Annotated in this window: 19 protein-coding genes and 1 tRNA gene; 9 read left to right on the top strand and 11 right to left on the bottom strand. The window is 57.7% G+C overall.

The window, feature by feature from the left end; all coding sequences use genetic code 11:
- The 3 genes from rplQ (at position 1) to AC8GFP_RS09760 (ending at position 1,459) form a co-directional block, all read left to right on the top strand.
- Positions 1-393 carry a 50S ribosomal protein L17 gene (rplQ, locus tag AC8GFP_RS09770; protein ID WP_506612676.1) on the top strand — a complete coding sequence of 131 codons (393 nt, stop codon included), beginning with the start codon at positions 1-3 and terminating at the stop codon, positions 391-393.
- Between the two features lie 22 nt (positions 394-415).
- Positions 416-492: transfer RNA gene (locus AC8GFP_RS09765), tRNA-Met, on the top strand.
- Between the two features lie 127 nt (positions 493-619).
- Entirely contained in the window at positions 620-1,459 is an 840-nt protein-coding gene (locus tag AC8GFP_RS09760; protein WP_506612674.1) for an alpha/beta fold hydrolase, read from the top strand.
- Positions 1,460-1,496: 37 nt separating this feature from the next.
- Here AC8GFP_RS09760 and AC8GFP_RS09755 read toward each other — a convergent pair whose 3' ends face one another.
- Genes AC8GFP_RS09755 through AC8GFP_RS09730 form a run of 6 tightly spaced genes read right to left on the bottom strand, consistent with a single transcriptional unit; the run spans position 1,497 to position 8,294 of the window.
- Positions 1,497-1,892 (bottom strand): RidA family protein, encoded by a 396-nt coding sequence (locus tag AC8GFP_RS09755; protein WP_506612672.1) that lies wholly within the window; start codon positions 1,890-1,892, stop codon positions 1,497-1,499.
- 8 nt (positions 1,893-1,900) lie between these two features.
- Entirely contained in the window at positions 1,901-3,517 is a 1,617-nt protein-coding gene (locus AC8GFP_RS09750) for an AMP-binding protein (RefSeq protein WP_506612670.1), read from the bottom strand.
- Positions 3,514-4,731, bottom strand: coding sequence for an acyl-CoA dehydrogenase family protein (locus AC8GFP_RS09745; RefSeq protein ID WP_506612668.1), 1,218 nt, complete (start codon positions 4,729-4,731; stop codon positions 3,514-3,516). Before AC8GFP_RS09745 ends, AC8GFP_RS09750 begins: the two co-directional genes overlap by 4 nt.
- On the bottom strand, positions 4,685-5,542 hold the full coding sequence (locus tag AC8GFP_RS09740; RefSeq protein ID WP_506612666.1) for an enoyl-CoA hydratase family protein: 858 nt from the start codon (positions 5,540-5,542) through the stop codon (positions 4,685-4,687). Before AC8GFP_RS09740 ends, AC8GFP_RS09745 begins: the two co-directional genes overlap by 47 nt.
- The gene (locus AC8GFP_RS09735; protein WP_506612664.1) at positions 5,539-6,006 is read right to left on the bottom strand and encodes a MarR family winged helix-turn-helix transcriptional regulator; all 468 of its coding nucleotides are present in this window, start codon (positions 6,004-6,006) and stop codon (positions 5,539-5,541) included. Before AC8GFP_RS09735 ends, AC8GFP_RS09740 begins: the two co-directional genes overlap by 4 nt.
- 2 nt (positions 6,007-6,008) lie before the next feature.
- The gene (locus AC8GFP_RS09730; RefSeq protein ID WP_506612662.1) at positions 6,009-8,294 is read right to left on the bottom strand and encodes a bifunctional salicylyl-CoA 5-hydroxylase/oxidoreductase; all 2,286 of its coding nucleotides are present in this window, start codon (positions 8,292-8,294) and stop codon (positions 6,009-6,011) included.
- A gap of 64 nt (positions 8,295-8,358) precedes the next feature.
- On the opposite strand from AC8GFP_RS09730, the gene AC8GFP_RS09725 reads away from it, so the two are divergent.
- Together AC8GFP_RS09725 and AC8GFP_RS09720 are read left to right on the top strand one after the other, a co-directional pair.
- Positions 8,359-8,748 (top strand): DUF1840 domain-containing protein, encoded by a 390-nt coding sequence (locus AC8GFP_RS09725; protein ID WP_506612660.1) that lies wholly within the window; start codon positions 8,359-8,361, stop codon positions 8,746-8,748.
- Positions 8,749-9,738, top strand: a complete 990-nt coding sequence (locus tag AC8GFP_RS09720) for a serine/threonine protein kinase (protein ID WP_506612658.1) — start codon at positions 8,749-8,751, stop codon at positions 9,736-9,738.
- A 56-nt stretch (positions 9,739-9,794) separates the two neighbouring features.
- Here the strand turns inward: AC8GFP_RS09720 and AC8GFP_RS09715 are convergent, their stop codons facing one another.
- The 5 genes from AC8GFP_RS09715 to AC8GFP_RS09695 all read right to left on the bottom strand — a co-directional run bounded on the left by AC8GFP_RS09715 (position 9,795) and on the right by AC8GFP_RS09695 (position 14,916).
- The gene (locus tag AC8GFP_RS09715) at positions 9,795-11,030 is read right to left on the bottom strand and encodes a type II toxin-antitoxin system HipA family toxin (protein WP_506612656.1); all 1,236 of its coding nucleotides are present in this window, start codon (positions 11,028-11,030) and stop codon (positions 9,795-9,797) included.
- Positions 11,030-11,305 (bottom strand): helix-turn-helix domain-containing protein, encoded by a 276-nt coding sequence (locus AC8GFP_RS09710; RefSeq protein ID WP_506612654.1) that lies wholly within the window; start codon positions 11,303-11,305, stop codon positions 11,030-11,032. The genes AC8GFP_RS09715 and AC8GFP_RS09710 overlap by 1 nt, the downstream gene beginning before the upstream one ends.
- Before the next feature lie 76 nt (positions 11,306-11,381).
- Positions 11,382-13,322: a molecular chaperone HtpG gene (gene htpG / locus AC8GFP_RS09705; RefSeq protein WP_506612652.1), complete on the bottom strand. Its 1,941-nt coding sequence runs from the start codon at positions 13,320-13,322 to the stop codon at positions 11,382-11,384.
- Between the two features lie 107 nt (positions 13,323-13,429).
- Entirely contained in the window at positions 13,430-14,203 is a 774-nt protein-coding gene (locus AC8GFP_RS09700; RefSeq protein WP_506612649.1) for a pseudouridine synthase, read from the bottom strand.
- Positions 14,200-14,916, bottom strand: a complete 717-nt coding sequence (locus AC8GFP_RS09695; RefSeq protein ID WP_506612647.1) for a Crp/Fnr family transcriptional regulator — start codon at positions 14,914-14,916, stop codon at positions 14,200-14,202. The genes AC8GFP_RS09700 and AC8GFP_RS09695 overlap by 4 nt, the downstream gene beginning before the upstream one ends.
- A 76-nt stretch (positions 14,917-14,992) precedes the next feature.
- On the opposite strand from AC8GFP_RS09695, the gene AC8GFP_RS09690 reads away from it, so the two are divergent.
- Genes AC8GFP_RS09690 through AC8GFP_RS09675 form a run of 4 tightly spaced genes read left to right on the top strand, consistent with a single transcriptional unit; the run spans position 14,993 to position 19,729 of the window.
- Positions 14,993-16,939, top strand: a complete 1,947-nt coding sequence (locus AC8GFP_RS09690) for an AMP-dependent synthetase/ligase (protein WP_506612645.1) — start codon at positions 14,993-14,995, stop codon at positions 16,937-16,939.
- Positions 16,936-17,718, top strand: coding sequence for an ABC transporter ATP-binding protein (locus AC8GFP_RS09685; protein ID WP_506612643.1), 783 nt, complete (start codon positions 16,936-16,938; stop codon positions 17,716-17,718). Before AC8GFP_RS09690 ends, AC8GFP_RS09685 begins: the two co-directional genes overlap by 4 nt.
- 5 nt (positions 17,719-17,723) lie before the next feature.
- Positions 17,724-18,650, top strand: a complete 927-nt coding sequence (locus AC8GFP_RS09680; protein WP_506612641.1) for a branched-chain amino acid ABC transporter permease — start codon at positions 17,724-17,726, stop codon at positions 18,648-18,650.
- Between the two features lie 2 nt (positions 18,651-18,652).
- Positions 18,653-19,729 (top strand): branched-chain amino acid ABC transporter permease, encoded by a 1,077-nt coding sequence (locus AC8GFP_RS09675; protein WP_506612639.1) that lies wholly within the window; start codon positions 18,653-18,655, stop codon positions 19,727-19,729.
- Positions 19,730-19,771 lie beyond the last annotated feature (42 nt).

Raw genomic sequence — 19,771 nt, 5'->3', positions numbered from 1 at the left:
ATGCGTCACGGACACGGACTCAGAAAACTCAACCGCACCAGCTCACACCGTTTGGCCATGTTGCAAAACATGATGAACTCGTTGATCGAGCACGAAGCCATCAAAACCACGTTGCCCAAGGCCAAAGAACTGCGCCGCGTGATCGAGCCCATGCTCACACTCGCCAAAGAACCCACCTTGTCCAACAAGCGCTTGGCCTTCAACCGCCTGCGCAACCGCGACAACGTTGTCAAGTTGTTTGCCGAACTCGGCCCCCGTTACAAAACACGTCCCGGTGGCTACACACGCATTTTGAAAATGGGCTATCGGGTTGGCGACAATGCGCCTATGGCCTTGGTTGAATTGGTGGATCGTCCTGAAATCGCCGAAACACCAGCTGCCGCAGCTGAATAACAGTTACAATCAACGCACACGACGCGCGATGGAGCAGCCTGGTAGCTCGTTGGGCTCATAACCCAAAGGTCGCAAGTTCAAATCTTGCTCGCGCAACCAAACACACAACGCCCACTTCCAAGTGGGCGTTTTGCATGGAGGGCCCACTTCAGTGGGCGTTTAGCAATGAATGCCCACTTCAGTAGGCGTTTTGCATTTCAGAGCCGCATCACATTCAATACAAACCATGTGGAACTTGAAACAAGAACTTGACGCGGCACAATCGCTCGCCAAGCGCATCGAAATCCCCACCCCATCTGGCGTCCAGGTTTGGCATGTGTGGAACAAAGATGCAGGCCATCCCTTGGTCTTGCTGCACGGCGGCAGTGGCAGTTGGAACCATTGGGTGCGCAACGTTGTTCCGCTCAGTCAACAACGTTCAGTGTGGGCATTGGATACCCCCGGATTGGGCGATTCTGAACTCCCTTTGAGGGCGCTAGACGCCGACGACCTTGCAATGCCCTTGGAACAAGGTTTGCAGCAATTGTTTGGCAGTGAAGCACTGGACGTGGTGGGTTTTTCTTTTGGTGGATTGGTGGCAGGTTTTGCAGCTGCTCACTGGCCGACACGTTTCAAACGCTTGGTGTTGGTGGGTGTCCCTGGCTTGGGACTGTCCAACAACATCTTGAACATGCGTGGCTTTCGAGACAACATGACGGACGACGAACGCATGGCGGTTCACAAAAACAATTTACTGGCCATCATGTTGCACAACGAAGCGCTTGTGACGCCCGACTTGCTGGAGATGCAAGCCCAGAATGTGTCACGCGACCGTTTGCGACGCAGACGCATTGCAAGAAGTGATGCGCTGTTGCATCAACAGACTCACTGGACTTGCGAGGTATACGGCATTTGGGGTGAATTGGATGCACTCTACAAAGGCAAGATGCATTTGTTGCCAGAGCGCCTATCAGCTTGCAACTTGCAAAGTTTTCAAATGATTGATGACGCAGGCCATTGGGTGCAGTACGAGCAAGCTGAAGCCTTTAATGAAGCTTTGCAAACTTGCTTGCCCTTGTCATTGTGAAAAAAGTTTTGCAACAAGGCCAAGCTTTCACAACCCATCAATCCGGCAACACAGCGGTCACTTCAATTTCCACCAAGGCACGTTCTTCAACCAAGGCTTTCACCACCACACAAGTCATGGCCGGAAAGTGCTTGCCCATCACGTCGCGATAGACCGCGCCAATGTCGCGCAATCGCGATGCGTAGGTATCTCGGTCGGTGATGTACCAGGTCATGCGCACCATGTGTTCAGGACCCGCGTGGGCCGCGTGCAGCACAGCCAACACATTGCGCAGAGCTTGCGCCGTTTGCAGCACGAAATCATCAGACTCAAAGTGTTGTGAGGCATTCCAACCAATTTGGCCGCCGACAAAAATCTGTGTGCCACGCGCAGCGATGCCATTGGCATAACCCTTGGGGCGTTCCCAGCCTTCAGGCAGTAAAACAGTGTGCATAAAAACTTTCAAATAAGAGGTGAGCGCAATTTGAAGCGCTGCAATTTGCCCGTGGGTGTGCGTGGCAGGGCTTCTAAAAAGACCACGTCACGCGGATACTTGTAAGGCGCCAGGGACGACTTCACATGCTCTTGCAAGAGTTTGACGATTGCCTCGTTGGCGACGAAGCCAGGGCTCAACACGCAAAAGGCTTGCACCACCATGCCGCGCTCTGAGTCGGGCTTGCCCACCACAGCGCATTCCAAAACAGCCGGGTGCTTGAGCAAAGCGTCCTCCACTTCGGGGCCAGCGATGTTGTAGCCCGCGCTGATGATCATGTCATCCGCCCTAGACTGATAGTGAAAGTAACCTTCAGCATCTTGAAAGACCGCGTCGCCTGGAAAGTTCCAACCATGTTGCACATAGGTGGCTTGACGCGCATCGTTCAAGTACTTGCAGCCGGTCGGGCCGCGCACCGCCAATCGGCCCACCTGGCCATGGGGCACCGGTGCACCCTGCTCATCCAACACACAGGCTTCATAGCCCGGCACCACTTGGCCGAGGCTGCCGGTGCGAACGGACTCGGGCGGTGAAGAAATGAAGATGTGAAACATCTCGGTGGCGCCAATGCCGTCCAGCATCTCGATGCCGCAGGATTGTTTCCAAAGTTGCCGCGTGGTGTCGGGCAATGCTTCGCCAGCACTCACACACACGCGCAAACTCGGCACCGATACCGCGGCGATGAGGGGTGCCATTTGTCGGTAGAAGGTGGGTGCGGTGTAGCAAATCGTGCACCCAGCGTCTTGCATGGCAAGCAACATGGCTTCAGGGCTTAAGGGGCCGATGGGAAAAAAAACAGAGGCACCCGCCACCATGGGAAACAACAACAAACCACCAAGGCCAAAGGTGAAGGCCAGTGGTGGTGTTCCCAACACAATATCGGAGGATGAGGCTTTCAACACCGACAAAGGCCACGCCTGACACGCCGACCAGACATCCAAATGCGAATGACAGGCGGCCTTGGGCGAACCAGTGGTGCCCGAGGTGAAGGCGAGGATGGCGATGTCGTCTCCAGTGGTGGGGCAGGCATCAAAGATGGGGGGCAAAGCACCCGACAACTGTTCAAGTCCGCCAGCAGATTGAGGGTCGCCAAACAAAACCACCGAAGTCAGGACAGGGCATTGCTGCTGCGCCAATCTCAATTCATCGGCCAACGCGCTATCGCACAGCGCCAACACGGGCTGGGCTTTGCCGATGACCTCACACAACTCCTTGGCGCGAAGCATGGGCATGGTGGACACCGCAATCAAACCCGCTTTCACCACGGCCAACCAACACAGCGCAAAGCCAATCGAGTTGGTGCCGCGAATCAAAACACGGTTGCCAGGCACAAGCCCCAGCGCATGGACCAAATAATGGGCGCGTTGATTCACCAAAACCTGTGCTTGCCGGTAACTCAGTGTTTCGTGGGCCGAGCGAAACAGCGGCGCATCTGCCCAGGGCTGGGCCAAGGCCTTGTCCAGCAGTTCGGTCACCAGATTCAAAACCTGATCGCCTGCAGGAGAGCCAGTGGGGTATAAAAACTGCGGCCACGCAGCCCGGGGTGGCAAGCGATCATGCACAAACCGATCGCTTTGGGCGCTCATGCAGCACCCTTGAGGACCGACTTGCCGATGATGAGTTGCTGCACTTCAGAAGCGCCTTCGTAAATGCGCAATGAACGAATGTCGCGGTACAAGGACTCCAGTTTGTTGCCCACCAAAACGCCTGTGCCGCCGTGCATTTGAAGTGCCATGTCAATCACCTTGGAAGCGTTTTCGGTGGCGGTGAGTTTGGCCATGGCCGCCGCCTGGGTGTAGGCCGCAGCGCCTGCGCCATCGCTGCCCAAGGTGTCACGCAGCCAAGCCGCACGGTAGGTGAGCAATGCACCTGCATCCAACAAACAAGCCATGTCACCCAGACGCGCTTGAGTCAGTTGAAAGTCGGCCAAGTGCTTGCCAAACATCTGGCGTTGTTGCGTGTAGTGAAGGGCCTCCTTCAAAGCGCGTCGGCCCATGCCCAAAGCCGCTCCCGCGACGGACGCGCGAAAAATATCCAAGGTGCGCATCGCCAACTTGAAGCCGCCATGCATGTCGCCCAGTTGCGAAGAGGCGGGCAACGCGCAGTGGTCGAAATGCAAAGTGGCCAAGGGATGCGGCGACATCACCTGCAAATGCGTGTCGTCATTCAAACCAGGACTGTCTGCGTCCACGATGAAGGCGGTGATGCCACGCGCCCCTGCTGTCTCATCGGTTTTGGCAAACACCACATAAAAATGCGCCAAGCCGCCATTGCTGATCCAGGTCTTGCAGCCGTTCATCACCAAGCCGTCTGCAGTGGGGATGACATGCGTTTGCATGCCAGCCACGTCCGAGCCCGCATCCGGCTCACTGAGCGCAAACGCGGCAATCATCTCGCCACTTGCCACCGCGGGGAGGTAGTGCGCTTGCTGTGCGGGTGTGCCTGCCAAGGTGATGGCCCCACTGCCCAAGCCTTGCATCGCGAATGCAAAGTCTGCCAAGGGTGAAAACTGCGACAAGGTTTCGCGGATGATGACCAAGGCGCGTGAATCCAAAGTGTCCCAAGCCCCACCGTGCGCCGAGGTGACGACATAGCGCAACCAACCCGCATCACCCAAGCGATGCACCCATTCGCGGCAAGCGGTGCGGTCATCCGCTTCGTGCACATGCTGGTCTTGCATCCAAGCCTGCAAGGCCGTGGCCAGTTCACGGTGGCGGGCTTCAAAAAACGGCAGTTGCCAATGGGCGTTCATCTCAATCACCTTGAAACACAGGTTGTTGTTTGGCCGCAAAGGCTTCATAGGCGCGGTGGAAATCTTGGGTTTGCATGCAAATCGCTTGCGCTTGCGCTTCAGCCTCAATCGCTTGGTCCAGCGTCATGGCCCACTCTTGGTGCAACATGGTTTTGGTCATGCCGTGGGCGAAGCTGGGGCCTTGCGCCAAGCCAAGCGCCACACTGTGGGCGGCGGCACCCAGCGAATCCGCCTCGTGCAAGCTGTTGAAAAAGCCCCAGGCCTGTCCTTCAGCCGCGGTCATGGCGCGGCCGGTGAACAGCAATTCACTGGCCCGACCTTGGCCAATCACGCGCGGCAACAAACTGCAAGCGCCCATGTCGGCACCCGCCAAGCCCACGCGTGAAAACAAATACGACACCTTGGTGGTGGTGCTGCCCAAGCGCATGTCTGAGGCCAAGGCCAACATGGCACCAGCACCGGCACACACACCATCGATGGCGGCCACGATGGGCTGTGGGCACAGGCGCATGGCTTTCACCAAGTCGCCGGTCATGCGGGTGAAAGCCAGCAACTCGGGCATGGTCATCTTGGTGAGCGGTCCGATGATTTCGTGCACATCACCACCCGAGCAAAAGTTGCCACCCGCACCCTGCAACACCAGCACGCGCACATCGGTGGCCACACGCAGTTGCACAAACAAATCGCGCAACTCGGCATAGGACGCGAAGGTGAGTGGGTTTTTGCGTTCGGGTCGGTTCAAGGTGATGGTGGCCACACCGTGGTCATCACAGACCCACGAAAAATGCTCGGCAGTTTGTGATGCCAAGGCTTGGTATTGCCCACGCATGGGGTTCTGGTCGGGGATGTGGTGTTTCATGAAGTCTCCGTGGCACTGTGTTGTTTGACGCGACCGAGCAAGCCGTGCAAGGTTTGCAACTCTTTGCTGCTCAAGGCATCGAATGCTTGAACAATCCAAGCCTCGTGGCGCTTGGCCATTTTTTTAAACAGGGTGCGGCCTGCAGGTGTGAGCCGAATCAACCAAGCGCGGCGGTCACCGTCCACACTGCTGCGCTCAATCAAACCCTCTTTCACCAACTGGTCGGTCACTGGGGTGATGTTGCCGCTGGTCACCATCATGCGGCGCGACAACGCGGTCATCTTCATGCCTTGCGGTTCGCGCTCAAGCTGCGCCAACAAATCAAAGCGCGGCAAGGTGGTGCTGAACTCATCGCGCAAACCGGTGCGCACTTGTTTTTCAATCAGTTGGGTGCAGGTGAGCATGCGCAACCAAAGGCGCAAGGCTTCGGGGTGCTTGCTGTGGGCGCGGGCTTCAAGGTCCATGGTCAGCGTGTTGTTTGAAGTAATCGGTAGAGTTGATCGCGGCCGCTTTCATACGGCTGGGGCCAGACTACATCACGACTGCCCAATTTGGCGGCTTCGTGCAGGGTCCAATTCGGATCGGCCAAATGCGGGCGGGCGATGGCACACAAATCGGCGCGGCCTGCCGCGATGATGCTGTTGGCATGGTCGGCTTCGCTGATCGCCCCCACCGCCATGGTGGCGATGTGCACCTCGTTGCGAATCCGGTCGGCAAACGGTGTTTGGTACATGCGGCCATAAACCGGTTTGGCAGCGCGGGTGGTTTGACCGGACGACACGTCGATCAAATCGCAACCGGCGGCTTTGAACAACTTGGCGATTTGCACCGCATCGTCATCTGTGTTGCCCCCTGGTGCCCAGTCGTGCGCCGAGATGCGCACACTCATGGGTTTGTGGGCAGGCCACACAGCCCGCATGGCTTGAAACACTTGCAAGGGATAGCGACAACGGTTGGCCAAGCTGCCACCGAACGCGTCGCTGCGCTGGTTGGTCAAGGGGCAGATGAAACCCGACAGCAGATAACCATGGGCGCAATGCAGCTCCAGCCAATCAAAGCCCGCTGCATCGGCTCGCAGCGTGGCGGCGACAAACGCCGCTGTCAGTGCCTGCATGTCGTCGGTGGTCATGGCGCGGGGCGTTTGGTTGTTTGGGCCATAAGGCACGGCGCTGGCGGCCATCAAGGGCCAGTTGTGGGCCAGCAAGGGTTCATCTATCGCTTCCCAGCCCAACTGCGTGGAGCCCTTGGCACCACTGTGACCCAGCTGCAAACCGATGTGTGCATCTTGGCCGTGGACAAAGTCGGTGATGCGTTTGAAGGCTTGTTGTTGTTCATCGTTCCACAAGCCCGGGCAACCCGGTGTGATGCGGCCATCGGGCGTGGGGCTGGTCATCTCCACCATCAACAAACCAGCGCCACCCAAGGCACGTGAACCGTGGTGCACCAAATGAAAGTCGTTCACCACGCCATTCACCGCTTTGTAAGTGGCCATGGGCGAGACGACGATGCGGTTTTTCAAGCTGAGGCCGCGCAAGGTGTAGGGCAAGAGCATGGGCGCCTTGGCACGACCACCCGACAACCAAGCCTCGAAATGCTGCAACCATTGCGGGTCCCGCACACGCAGGTTTTCGTGGCTGATGCGCTGCGAACGCGTCAGCAACGAGTAGGTGAACTGCTCGATGTCCATGTGGGTGTAGCGGTCCACATGCTCAAACCATTCGGTGGAATTGCGGGCCGCGTTTTGAATTTTCAGCACCTCGACACTGCGCCGATCGACATAGGCTTGCAAAATGGTGGCCATGTCGGCATCGGGGTGCTGGGCAAAGGTGTTGGCCAAATCAATCGCATCTTCAAGCGCCAGCTTGGTGCCGCTGCCAATCGAGTAATGCGCGGTGTGAGCCGCATCCCCCATCAGCACGATGGGTGTGCGTTTGTTGTTCAGCGTTTCCCAATGCACCCACGTGTTGCAAATCACCCGGGGAAATTGAATCCAGTTGGCCGAGCCACGCAAATGCGCTGCGTTGCTCATCAACTCGTGCCCATCCAAATACTTGGCAAACAGGTTTTGGCAAAACGCCACCGCTTCATCTTGGTTCATCTGGTCGATGCCGTGCGCTTGCCACACCGACGCGGGGGTTTCCACAATGAATGTGGACGTGTGTTCGTCGTACTTGTAGGCATGGGCTTGAAACCAGCCGTGCTCGGTTTGCTCGAAGGCGAAGGTGAAAGCGTCAAAGGTTTTGTGCGTGCCCAGCCAAACAAAACGGCAATCGCGCACATCGATGTTGGGTTGGTAGGTGTCGGCATAGCGGGTGCGGATGCGGCTGTTCAAGCCATCGCTGGCAATCACCAAATCAGCTTGGTACTGCAGCGCCAGCGCTTGATCGTCGCTCACGTCGGTTTCAAACACCAGCTTCACATCCAGCTCTTCGCAACGCTGCTGCAAGATGTTGAGCAAGTGCTTGCGCCCAATGCCGCAAAAGCCGTGGCCAGTGGAGCGCACAGACTTCCCTTTGAAAAACACCTCGATGTCGTCCCAGTGGTTGAACGCATTGCCAATCAGTTCGGCGGTGTGCGCATCAGCAGCTTGCAGGTTTTGCAGGGTTTGATCGCTGAATACCACGCCCCAGCCAAAGGTGTCATAGGGGCGGTTGCGTTCGACCACGGTGATCTGGTGCGCCGGGTTTTGCTGCTTCATGAGCAGCGCGAAATACAAACCAGCGGGGCCGCCGCCAATGCACAAAATGTTCATGCCCATATTGTTGAGGCCTAAAGTAAATCACGTCAAGCCTTATTTCAGTCGCGAGGGTTTTCCCTTGAGGCCTTGGCCTGGCTTGGACGCTTGGAACAGCGTGGGTGATGGCCAAGCGCACAATAGCGCCATGATTTACAAATTCAAATCCAAAGCCGCTGGCGACCTGATTCTGTTGGAGCCGCAAGGCGTTCAGTTCCTGCAGATCATTGGCAAAACACCCGGGCCCCAAGGCATCATCGACGCCCCGGAGATGCCCGCCGCCATTGCAGCGCTGCAACAAGCCGTTCAGCAACAAGAAGCCGCGCAAGCCCAGGCCGCTGCCGACGCCGTTGCACAAGGCCAGCCCGCGCCGCGCCTTGAGGGCATCAGCCTGCGCCAGCGCAGCAAACCCATCATCGACATGCTGCAACGCTGTCACCAAGCCGGACAGCCCATCGTCTGGGGTGTGTAGGTGACGCACCCCTACCAAGCCTTGACACCCTCGGTGGTGTTGGACGCCTTGAGCGCATTGGGCTTGCCGGTGGACGGTCGCTTGAGTGCGCTCAGCTCGTATGAAAACCGCGTGTACCAAGTGCATTTGGACGACGACAGCACGGTGGTGGCCAAGTTCTACCGACCCGGGCGATGGAGCGAAGCGCAAATTCGCGAAGAACACGCCTTCACCGATGAACTGATGGCCGAAGACATTCCGGTGGTGGGGCCGCTCACTTTGAACGGTCTGCGCTTGCACGAAGCCCGCATCGTGCATGAGGGCTTGGATGGGCATTTCTGGTTCAGCGTCAGCCCCTGTCGTGGTGGCCGCGCCCCCGAACTGGACGACCCCGAGGTGCTGATGTGGATTGGCCGTTTGATGGCCCGCATCCACGTGGTGGGCGAACGCCAGGCCTTTGTGCACCGCCCCGCGCTGAACCTGCACACTTTTGGCGAAGCCTCACGCGACTTGCTGATGCGCGAAAACTGGGTGCCGCCTGAAGTGGCGCAACAGTGGCTGAGCTTGTGCGACCAAGCGTTGGAATTGGTGCGCCAAAAAATGCCCGCGCAAGTGCGCAGCTTGCGGCTGCACGGTGACTGCCACCCCGGCAATATTTTGTGGACGCCGCAAGGCCTGCCCGAGGCCGGTCCGCATTTTGTGGACTTGGACGACGCCCGCATGGGCCCCGCTGTGCAAGACCTGTGGATGCTGTTGCACGGCGAAGAACAAGAACGCCGCCAAAAACTGTTCACCGTGCTGGAAGGCTACGAAAGCATGCGGCCGTTTGACATGCAAGAGGTGCAGTGGATCGAGCCGCTGCGCACCCTGCGCATCATTCACTACAGCGCCTGGCTGGCCAGCCGCCAAGACGACCCGGCCTTTCCCATGCACTTTCCTTGGTTTGGCACCGCCGACTATTGGCGTGGCCAATGCGACACCTTGCGGGAGCAGATGGCGTTGATGGCTTGAGGGCGGGCTTTAGCGAAGGAAGCACAGGCTGAAGACTTGGGGCCGCAGTCTGTCGGTCAGGGCCGCAAGGCATAAACCCGTTGATCCCGCAGTCCTTGGACACCCTCTGTCCAACATTGCAGCATGCGATGTCCGATGTCTTGGAAGCCTGGATGTTCGCTCATGGCTTGGTGGACTTTATGGCTCACATCCGCCACGGCGTCGCTGATGGCTTGCACCATCAACAGTTGTTCTTTGAGTGGGATGCCGAAACAGTTGACGATGAACTTTTGCAAATGCTTGCCAGGCAGCCAGGTTTTTTTGCCCATGAATTCAATGGCGGGCGGATTGTTGGCAAAGCCTGCATAAACATGGGTTGTGAGCATGTCGTAGGCGGGGGACAAATGCACATCGCCTCGGTTGGTATAGAGAAGGGCCATGTTTTTCGCATGGCAATCCGCATTGCGCAAGGCGTAGGTCAGCAGCAGGGTCGAGGCCAACTGGCGGAAGGTTTCCATTCTTTGAGGACCAGGCACATGGATGCGAATGGCTTTGGCGATGCGCTCCCAAGTGGTGTTGTACTTGGCTGACGAGCGCAATCCCAGCAAGCTGCAGAAATCTTCCATGCCCCAATGCGCTTGGCCTTGCTCATCGACGTCAAAGCGATGGACGACCAGGGCTTGACCATCGTCAGAGACCTCGGTTTTCGCAGTCGGCATGACACGCCGAACCACTTGCATGCACAGATGTTCGTTCAAGGCCACAAAAGGCAGCTTGGCGCTAGAGCCCTTGATGATGTGGCGTTGGGTGATCAGGCTGGCTTTGGGATGCGGTGACAACAGATCAGCGGCGGGCGACACGGCATCTAAAAATTTAGGCACCATCCCTGAAACGCCACTGCTGGCATGGGCGCGAACCAGTTCTGCAAAGGCCGCTTCAGAGTTGTCACCCTTGAGCAAGGCAGCCACTTCAAAGGCTTGCGCGGGCATCCGAAGTTCGGCCCCTGAAGTTGCCACTTGAAGTCGTCCCACCATGTTGCGCCCGATGACTGACAGCAAGGCGATGGGATGGGCACCAATGTGCGGGCCGAACTGTTCTTGCAAGACTTGCAGCAAGTAACCTTCAGGCAAATTCATTTGCAGCACCGGCGGCAACTGGTCGTCCCACACATAACTTTCGGTGCGAACAGGCATGGTGAGCGAGACGAAGTCGTCCTGTGCTGTCCCTTGGTGGTAAGACAACACGCTCTTGAAGTCGCCCGATTGCGCCAGCGTGGCCACTTCTCGTCCAAGCACGTAGACCGAGAGTTGCATCAAAAGGCTCCTGGGGTGGATGTGTATTGAGCCCGTTCTAGGCGCAGTTCATCCAAGTTGCCAGCTTGGCCCTCATTGACGACATCCAGTTCTGCACCGAGTACGGCCAGGATGGCCAATAATTTGCGAGCCCCAAATTCAGCGCTGCGGCCGCGTTCAAACCGTGACAAAGATTCGGCGGTGATGCCCGCCAATGCCGCTACCTCACGCTGCTGCAGACCAAGTTGCTTGCGCCGCGCTGCGATGGATTCGCCAAGATCTTGAAGGGTTTTCATTTGATATATACGTCAATTAACGTCCAATATTATAAATTATTGACGTATATATCAATAAATGCAAGCGATTGATGGCTTAAACCAACAAAGCATTCACCCTTTTCACATACGCCGCCGGGTCGGCTGGCAAGCCGCCTTCGGCCAGCAAGGCTTGGTCAAACACGATGTGCGCCAGGTCATGGAAATGGATTTGACCGTCGGGCGTGTCCAGCTTTTTCACAAGCGGGTGCTCGGGGTTGATTTCCAAAATCGGTTTGCTTTCGGGCGCGGTTTGACCGGCTTGCTTGAGCATGCGGGCCAGTTGCAAAGACATGGCGTCGTCTTTCACCACCAAGCAAGCGGGCGAGTCCACCAAGCGGCTGGTGATGCGCACATCGTCGGCCTTGTCTTTCAGCGCCTCTTTCAGCTTGGCCAGCAGCGGCTTGAAAGTTTCAGCGGCTTCTTCGGCGGCTTTTTTCTCGGCCTCGTCTTGCAGCTTGCCCAAGTCAAACGCGCCCTTGGCCACGCTTTGCAGCGGGGTGCCGTCAAACTCGTTGAGGAAGCCCAGCGCCCATTCGTCCACGCGGTCGGACATCAGCAGCACCTCGATGCCTTTTTTGCGGAACACCTCGAGCTGTGGGCTGTTTTTGGCGGCGGCCAAGCTGTCGGCCGTGATGTAAAAAATAGCGTCTTGGCCTTCTTTCATGCGGGCTTTGTAATCGGCAAAGCCCACGCTCACGGTGTCGGTGGTCGAGCTGGCAAAGCGCAGCAGCTTGGCGATCTTGTCCTTGTTGGCAAAGTCTTCGCCCAAGCCTTCTTTCAACACCGCGCCAAAGTCGGCGTAGAACTTGGTGAACTTGCCTGCGTTTTGTTTGTCGTCGTCGCTCGCGTCCGCTGCAGGCGCATCGTGCTTGGCCAGGTCGTCCAACATGGACAGCACACGGCGGGTGTTGCCCTCGCGAATAGCTTTCACATCGCGGCTTTCTTGCAGCAGCTCGCGGCTCACGTTCAAGGGCAAATCGGCCGAGTCCACCACGCCTTTGACAAAGCGCAAGTAGGTGGGCAACAAAGCTTCGGCGTCGTCCATGATGAAGACGCGTTTCACATACAGCTTGATGCCGCCTTTTTTGTCGCGGTTCCACAAATCAAATGGCGCTTTGCCGGGCAAGTACAGCAGTTGCGTGTACTCGGTGCTGCCTTCCACTTTGTTGTGGCTCCAAGCCAGCGGCGGCTCGAAGTCGTGGCTGATGGCTTTGTAAAACTCGGCGTGCTGCTCGGCGCTGATGTCTTTTTTCGGGCGGGTCCACAAGGCCGAGGCTTTGTTGACGGTTTCCCATTCGTCGGTCACCACCATTTCACCGGGCTGCTCGTTCTCGCCTTCTTTCCATTCTTCCTTGCGCATCAGGATGGGCAGGGCGATGTGGTCGGCGTACTTGCCGATGATGCTTTTGATTTTCCAGTTGCTTAAAAACTCTTCGGCATCGTCACGCAAATGCAAAATGATGTGGCTGCCGCGCTTGTCTTGGGTGATGGTTTCCACCTCGAAGTCGCCGCTGCCCCCGCTGGTCCAGCGCACACCTTCAGAGGCAGCCAAGCCCGCTCGGCGGGTTTCCACTACGATCTTGTCGGCCACGATGAAGCCCGAGTAAAAGCCCACACCGAACTGGCCAATCAGCGAACCCTGGTCTTTGGCGTCGGATTGCTGGTCGCCGCTCAGCTTGCTCATGAAGTCGCGGGTGCCGCTTTTGGCGATCGTGCCCAGGTGCTCAATCGCTTCTTGCTGGCTCATGCCAATGCCGTTGTCGCTGATGGTCAGCGTCTTGGCGGCTTTGTCGAATGCCACGCGAATTTCAAGTGTGGGTGTGTCTTCCAGCAAAGCGGCGTTGTTCAAGGACTCATAGCGCAGCTTGTCGCAGGCATCCGAGGCGTTGGAAATCAGCTCGCGCAAAAAGATTTCTTTGTTGGAATACAGGGAGTGGGTGACCAGGTGCAGCAGCTGGGCCACTTCGGCTTGGAAGGCGTGGGTGTGTTTTGTCATGGTGTCTGAGAGAAAAGAACGAAAAAGAATGGATTCCAAGTGGGGCGCGTGGCCCGTATTTCAAGAAGCAGATGGCCTGAAGTGAGCGAGTGCACTGGCGTTGAGGCTTAAAACACCTCGCCAGGCGCCAAATACCGCCACTGACCCACGGGCAGTTGGCCCAGCTTCACCCGGCCAATGCGCACCCGCTTCAAGCCGACCACGGTCAGGCCGACCTGCTCGCACATGCGTCGAATTTGGCGCTTGCGGCCTTCTTTCAACACAAAGCGCAGTTGCTCGGGGTTTTGCCAGTCCACCACGGCGGGCTTCAAGGCTTGGCCGTCCAAGTGCAGGCCGTGGCACAAACGCGCCAATTGGTCTGCTGGGAAGAGCGACTGCACATCGGTTTGTTGCTCCCCCACTGCCAGCTTGCCGTACTGCACCCGCACCAAATATTCTTTCTCCACCTGCGAGTCTTCGCCAATCAGTTGACGCGCCACCCGGCCGTCTTGGGTCAGCACCAGCAAGCCCACCGAGTCAATGTCCAAGCGGCCAGCAGGTGCCAAGCCCATGCGCTGGCGGGGCACAAAGCGGATGCTGGAACGGTCGTCGCGCCACTGGTGGCGGGCTTCAATCAGGTTGATGGCGGGCGTGTGGCCGTCTTCGGCTTGGCCACTCACATAGCCCATGGGCTTGTGCAGCAGGATGGTGACTTGTTTGTCTTGCTGGCCACGGGCCAGCTTGTCCACCTCGATGCGGTCCATCGGGCTGACCGGTTTGCCCAGCACCGCTATCTCGCCGTTCACTTTCACCCAGCCCTTGCCAATCCAATCGTCGGCTTCGCGGCGGGAGCACAGGCCGAGTTCGGCCATGCGTTTGTTCAAGCGGATGAGTTCGGTCATGGGGCACCGAGTGTATGGCTGCGCAAGGCCTGCAAATTCAGCACCCGCACGCCGCCATAGGCCACGCTGATCCAGCCCTCAGCCACCAGGCGTTGCAGCGCCATGTTGACCCGCTGGCGCGACAAACCCACCAGGTAGGCCAGCTCTTGCTGGGTGATTTGCAGCACCTCGCCCACGCCCGGAAACAGCACCGGGTTGAACAAGGCGGCCAAGCTGCGGGCCACGCGCACGTCGGGGCTGTTGAGCCGGTCAATTTCACGCGCAGCGATGAACTGCCCCAGCCGTTCGTTCAGTTGGTTCATGATGAAGCGGTTGAAGCCAATCGATTCGGCCAGCAGTTCGTGGAAGTTGGCCACCGGTAAACCCGCCACCACGCTGGCCCGCAAGGTTTGCACGTTGTAGCGGTAAGGCTCGCGTTTCAAAGCCGTGCCCTCGCCAAACCAGCCGCCCCGCGACACGCCGGTGAAGGTCAGGCTGTCGCCCTTGTCGGTGTCGATGCTCATCTTCAACAAGCCATCTACCACGCCAAACCAATAGGTGGGGGCGCGGCCCACACGGCAAATGATTTCGCCCGAGACGGCGTCGCCGACGACGATGTGGCCGATGGCTTTTTCGCGCTCAGCGGGGGTCAGCAGGTTCAGCCAGGGGATGCCCTCGAGCTCTTGCGGGCTGGGCGGGCGGCGGCGCTGGTGAAGTGAATGGTCTTTGCTCATGGGGTCTAGGGGTCTACCCTAAATTGTCGTTGAAAAGACAAAAAAACGTCAAAGTGCCGCCTAATATACCCGTCCGATGAACACCACCTTCCCCCGTTTACTGCAAGACCATGCCCAATCGCGCCCCGGCGACACCGCCTTGCGCGAAAAGGAATATGGCATTTGGCAAAGCATTTCTTGGTCCGCCTTGTTCACGCAGGTGAACCACATGGCCCATGGTTTTCATTTGGCAGGCTTGGCACGTGGCGACCACGTGTTGGTGGTCGGTGCCAACCGGCCGCATTTGTACGCCGCCATGTTGGCGGTGCAAGCCTTGGGCGGTGTGCCCATTCCCCTGTACCAAGATGCGGTGGGCACCGAGTACGTGTTCCCCATCAACAATGCCGAGGTGCGTTTTGCCGTGGTGGAAAACCAAGAGCAGGTTGACAAGCTGCTGGACATCCAGCCCGGCTGCGCCAGCCTCACGCACATTTATTACGACGACCCGCGCGGCTTGCGCAATTACAAACAAGCCGGCTTGTTCAGCCTGAGCAGCTTGATGCAAGAAGGTGAAAACGCCGCGGCACAAGCCCCTGGCTTTTTGAGCGCCCAAATTGACACCTGCAAGCCCGACGACGTGGCCGCCATGTTCTTCACGTCTGGCACCACCGGCAACCCCAAGGGCGTGGTGCACACGCACCGCAGCTTGCTCGACCGCGCCAAGGCTGGTGCCGACTTTGACCACCTGACCCACCGTGAAGAGGTCTTGGCCTACATGCCGCTGGCTTGGATTGGCCAGAACATCTTCAGCTATGCCCAGTGGCTGTGCTGCGGCTATGTGGTGAACTGCCCCGAGTCGGCTGAAACCATCACCATCGACTTGAAAGAAGTCGGCCCGACCTATTACTTCGCACCACCCCGGGTGTTTGAAGGCTTGCTGACCAACGTGATGATTCGCATGGAAGATGCCAGTCCCCTGAAGCGACGCATGTTCCATTTCTTCATGGACGTGGCCCGCGAATACGGCCCCAAGCGCATGGACGGCGAAGCCATTGGTCTGTGGGGTCAGCTGCTGTATGGCTTGGGCGACTTCTTGGTTTATGGACCGCTGCGCAACAACCTGGGTTTTTCGCGGGTGCGTGTGGGCTACACCGCCGGTGAGGCGATTGGCCCCGATCTGTTCACCTTCTACCGCTCGATTGGCATCAACTTGAAGCAGCTTTACGGCTCCACCGAAACCGCGGTGTTTGTGTGTTTGCAGCCCGACAACCAAGCTCGTGCCGACACCGTGGGTGTGCCGTGTGCGGGCGTGGAAATCAAGGTGGCAGACAACGGCGAAATTTTGGTCAAGTCCGCCGGATTGCTCAAGGGCTATTACAAAAACCCCGAAGCCACCGCCGAGGTGCTGACGGCCGACGGCTGGTACCACACCAGTGACGCTGGCTTCTTGGATGCGCACGGTCATTTGAAAATCATCGACCGCGTGAAAGACGTGGGCCGCATCCAAGGCGGCGTGAATGACGGCGCGATGTTCGCGCCCAAGTACGTGGAAAACAAACTCAAGTTCTTCCAGTTCATCAAAGAGGCTGTGGCCTATGGCGATGGCCGCGACAAGGTGTGCGTGATGCTGAACATCGACTTCGATGCAGTGGGCAATTGGGCCGAGCGGCGCAACCTGCCGTATGCGGGCTACACCGATTTGGCGCAAAAACCCGAGGTGTATCAGCTCATTCTCGATTGCGTGGAAAAGGTGAATGCGGATTTGGCCGCCGATCAATTGTTGGCTGGTAGCCAGATCAGCCGCTTCTTGGTGCTGCACAAAGAACTCGATGCGGATGACGGCGAACTCACCCGCACCAACAAAGTCCGGCGTGGTTTCATCGCCGACAAATACGGCGTCTTGGTCACCGCTTTGTACGAGGGCCTTACCCAGCAATACATTGAAACCGCGGTGAAGTTCGAGGACGGCCGCAGCGGCAGCGTCAGCGCCACTTTGCAGCTGATGGACGCGAAAACCTTTGCGCCAGTGGGGCAAGCAGCATGAGCAAGCAGATTGGCGAGGTCATCCTCGATGTCCACAACATCTCTTTGAGTTTTGGTGGTGTCAAAGCGCTCTCAGACATCAGCTTTGATGTGCGCGAGCATGAAATTCGCGCCATCATCGGCCCCAACGGCGCGGGCAAAAGCTCGATGCTCAATTGCATCAACGGTGTCTACACACCGCAGCAAGGCAGCATCACGTTTCGCGGCCAAACTTTCAGCCACATGGACAGCCACCAAGTGGCGGTCATGGGCGTGGCCCGCACCTTCCAAAACCTGGCCTTGTTCAAAGGCATGAGCGTGCTGGACAACATCATGACCGGGCGCAACCTGCGCATGAAAAGCAATTTGTTCATGCAAGCCCTGCGCTGGGGTCCGGCAGAACGTGAAGAAATTGAACACCGCAAGCGGGTGGAAGAAATCATCGACTTTCTGGAAATCCAGCCCTACCGCAAAACCCCGGTGGGGCAGCTGCCCTATGGATTGCAAAAGCGCGTGGACTTGGGCCGCGCCTTGGCGCTGGAGCCCCAAGTGCTGCTGTTGGACGAACCGATGGCTGGCATGAACGTGGAAGAAAAGCAGGACATGTGCCGCTTCATTCTGGATGTGAACGATGAATTTGGCACCACGGTGGTGTTGATCGAGCACGACATGGGCGTGGTGATGGACATCTCCGACCGCGTCGTGGTACTGGACTACGGCAAAAAAATCGGCGACGGCACGCCCGATGAAGTGCGCAACAACCCCGAGGTGATCAGCGCCTACCTCGGTACAGGACATTGACGGCCATGGGATTCTTTCTTGAAACACTGCTCGGTGGCCTGATGGCTGGCATGTTGTATTCGCTGGTGGCTTTGGGCTTCGTGCTCATCTTCAAAGCCTCCGGCGTGTTCAATTTCGCGCAAGGCGCGATGGTTTTGTTTGCCGCCTTGGCAATGGCGCGTTTTGCCGAATGGTTGAACACCGCGGGCTTGGGCCCGGCTTGGTTGGTGAACCTGATGGCCTTTGCTTTGGCCGCTGTGGTGATGTTTGCGGTGGCCTGGTTGATTGAACGCTTGGTGCTGCGCAATTTGGTCAACCAAGAGGGCACCACCTTGTTGATGGCGACCTTGGGCATCACCTATTTCCTAGAAGGCTTGGGCCAATCGATTTTTGGCAGTGACATTTACAAGATTGACATTGGCATGCCCAAAGAACCGGTGATCGCCTTTCAAGACGTTTTTGAAGGCGGCATCCTGATCAACCAAGAAGACTTGATTGCAGCACTCATCGCCGCTTGTTTGGTGGTCGCCTTGTCGGTGTTTTTTCAGAAAACCGGCACAGGCCGGGCGCTGCGTGCCGTGGCCGATGACCACCAAGCCGCGCAATCCATTGGCATTCCCTTGAACCGCATTTGGGTCATCGTCTGGTGTGTGGCCGGTGTTGTGGCCCTGGTGGCTGGCATGATTTGGGGCAGCAAACTCGGCGTTCAGTTTTCCTTGGCCACTGTCGCCTTGCGTGCTTTGCCGGTGGTGATTTTGGGTGGCCTCACCTCGGTGCCTGGGGCCATCATTGGCGGCCTGATCATCGGTGTGGGCGAGAAACTCTCTGAGGTGTATTTGGGTCCTTTTGTCGGTGGTGGCATCGAAATTTGGTTTGCCTATGTATTGGCGCTCGTCTTTTTGCTCTTCAGGCCGCAAGGCTTGTTCGGCGAGAAGATCATTGACCGGGTGTAAGCATGTTCTACAGAGAAAACGGCCAATTCAAAACCAGCTACCAAGCTGACCAGCAGATCTTTCCGATTGTTCAGGATCGTTGGTTCATCCTGGCCATGTTGTTGCTGGCCTTCGTCGCCGTGCCCTTGATGGCCACCGACTACTGGTTCAGCGCCATCTTGATTCCTTTTGTCATCATGGCCATGGCGGCCATTGGCGTGAATGTCTTGGTTGGTTATTGCGGCCAAATCTCTTTGGGCTCAGGCGCGTTCATGGCGGTGGGTGCGTATGGCGCTTACAACTTCTTCGCCCGTGTGCCCGACATGCCGCTCATCCCCGCGCTCATCTTGGGCGGTTTGTGCGCCACGGTGTTCGGTGTGCTGTTTGGGTTGCCCAGTTTGCGGGTGCGTGGTCTTTACCTGGCCGTGGCCACCTTGGCGGCTCAGTTTTTTGCCGATTGGATGTTCTTGCGCATCAAGTGGTTCACCTTGGACACGCCGTCGGGCTCGGTGTCGGTGTCCAATTTGCAGGTGTTTGGCCTGCCGATTGAAAGCGATGTCAGCAAATACCTGTTTTGCCTGACGCTGCTGTGCGTGGTGGCGTTGCTCGCCAAAAACCTGGTGCGCGGTGCGATCGGTCGCGAGTGGATGGCGATCCGCGACATGGACGTGGCCGCTGCTGTCATTGGCATTCGCCCGATGTACGCCAAACTCACCGCTTTCGCCGTCAGCTCCTTCATCATCGGCGTGGCGGGTGCGCTGTGGGCCTTTATTTACATGGGCTCCTGGGAGCCGAGTGCTTTTTCCGTGAATGAATCTTTCCGCTTGTTGTTCATGGTCATCATTGGCGGCTTGGGCTCGATCATGGGCGGCTTTTTGGGTGCGGCCTTCATCATCTTGTTGCCCATCTTTTTGAACCAAGCCCTGCCCTTCATCGCTGGCATGGTCGGCATGGAGATTTCAACCACGGTGGTGTCGCACACCGAACTGATGATTTTTGGTGGCTTGATCGTTTGGTTCCTGATCGTGGAACCTCATGGTTTGGCCAAGTTGTGGTCGATCGGCAAGCAAAAAATGCGTGTCTGGCCGTTCCCGTATTGAATCCCGAAGTATTGCAATTCTCATGAAGGAGACGAAGATGAA

Source organism: Limnohabitans simekii (SeqCode), from assembly GCF_965234735.1.
GTDB lineage: Bacteria > Pseudomonadota > Gammaproteobacteria > Burkholderiales > Burkholderiaceae_C > Limnohabitans > Limnohabitans simekii.
Note: the sequence above shows the minus strand (reverse complement) of the source record. Positions and strands in the feature narration are given on the sequence as shown.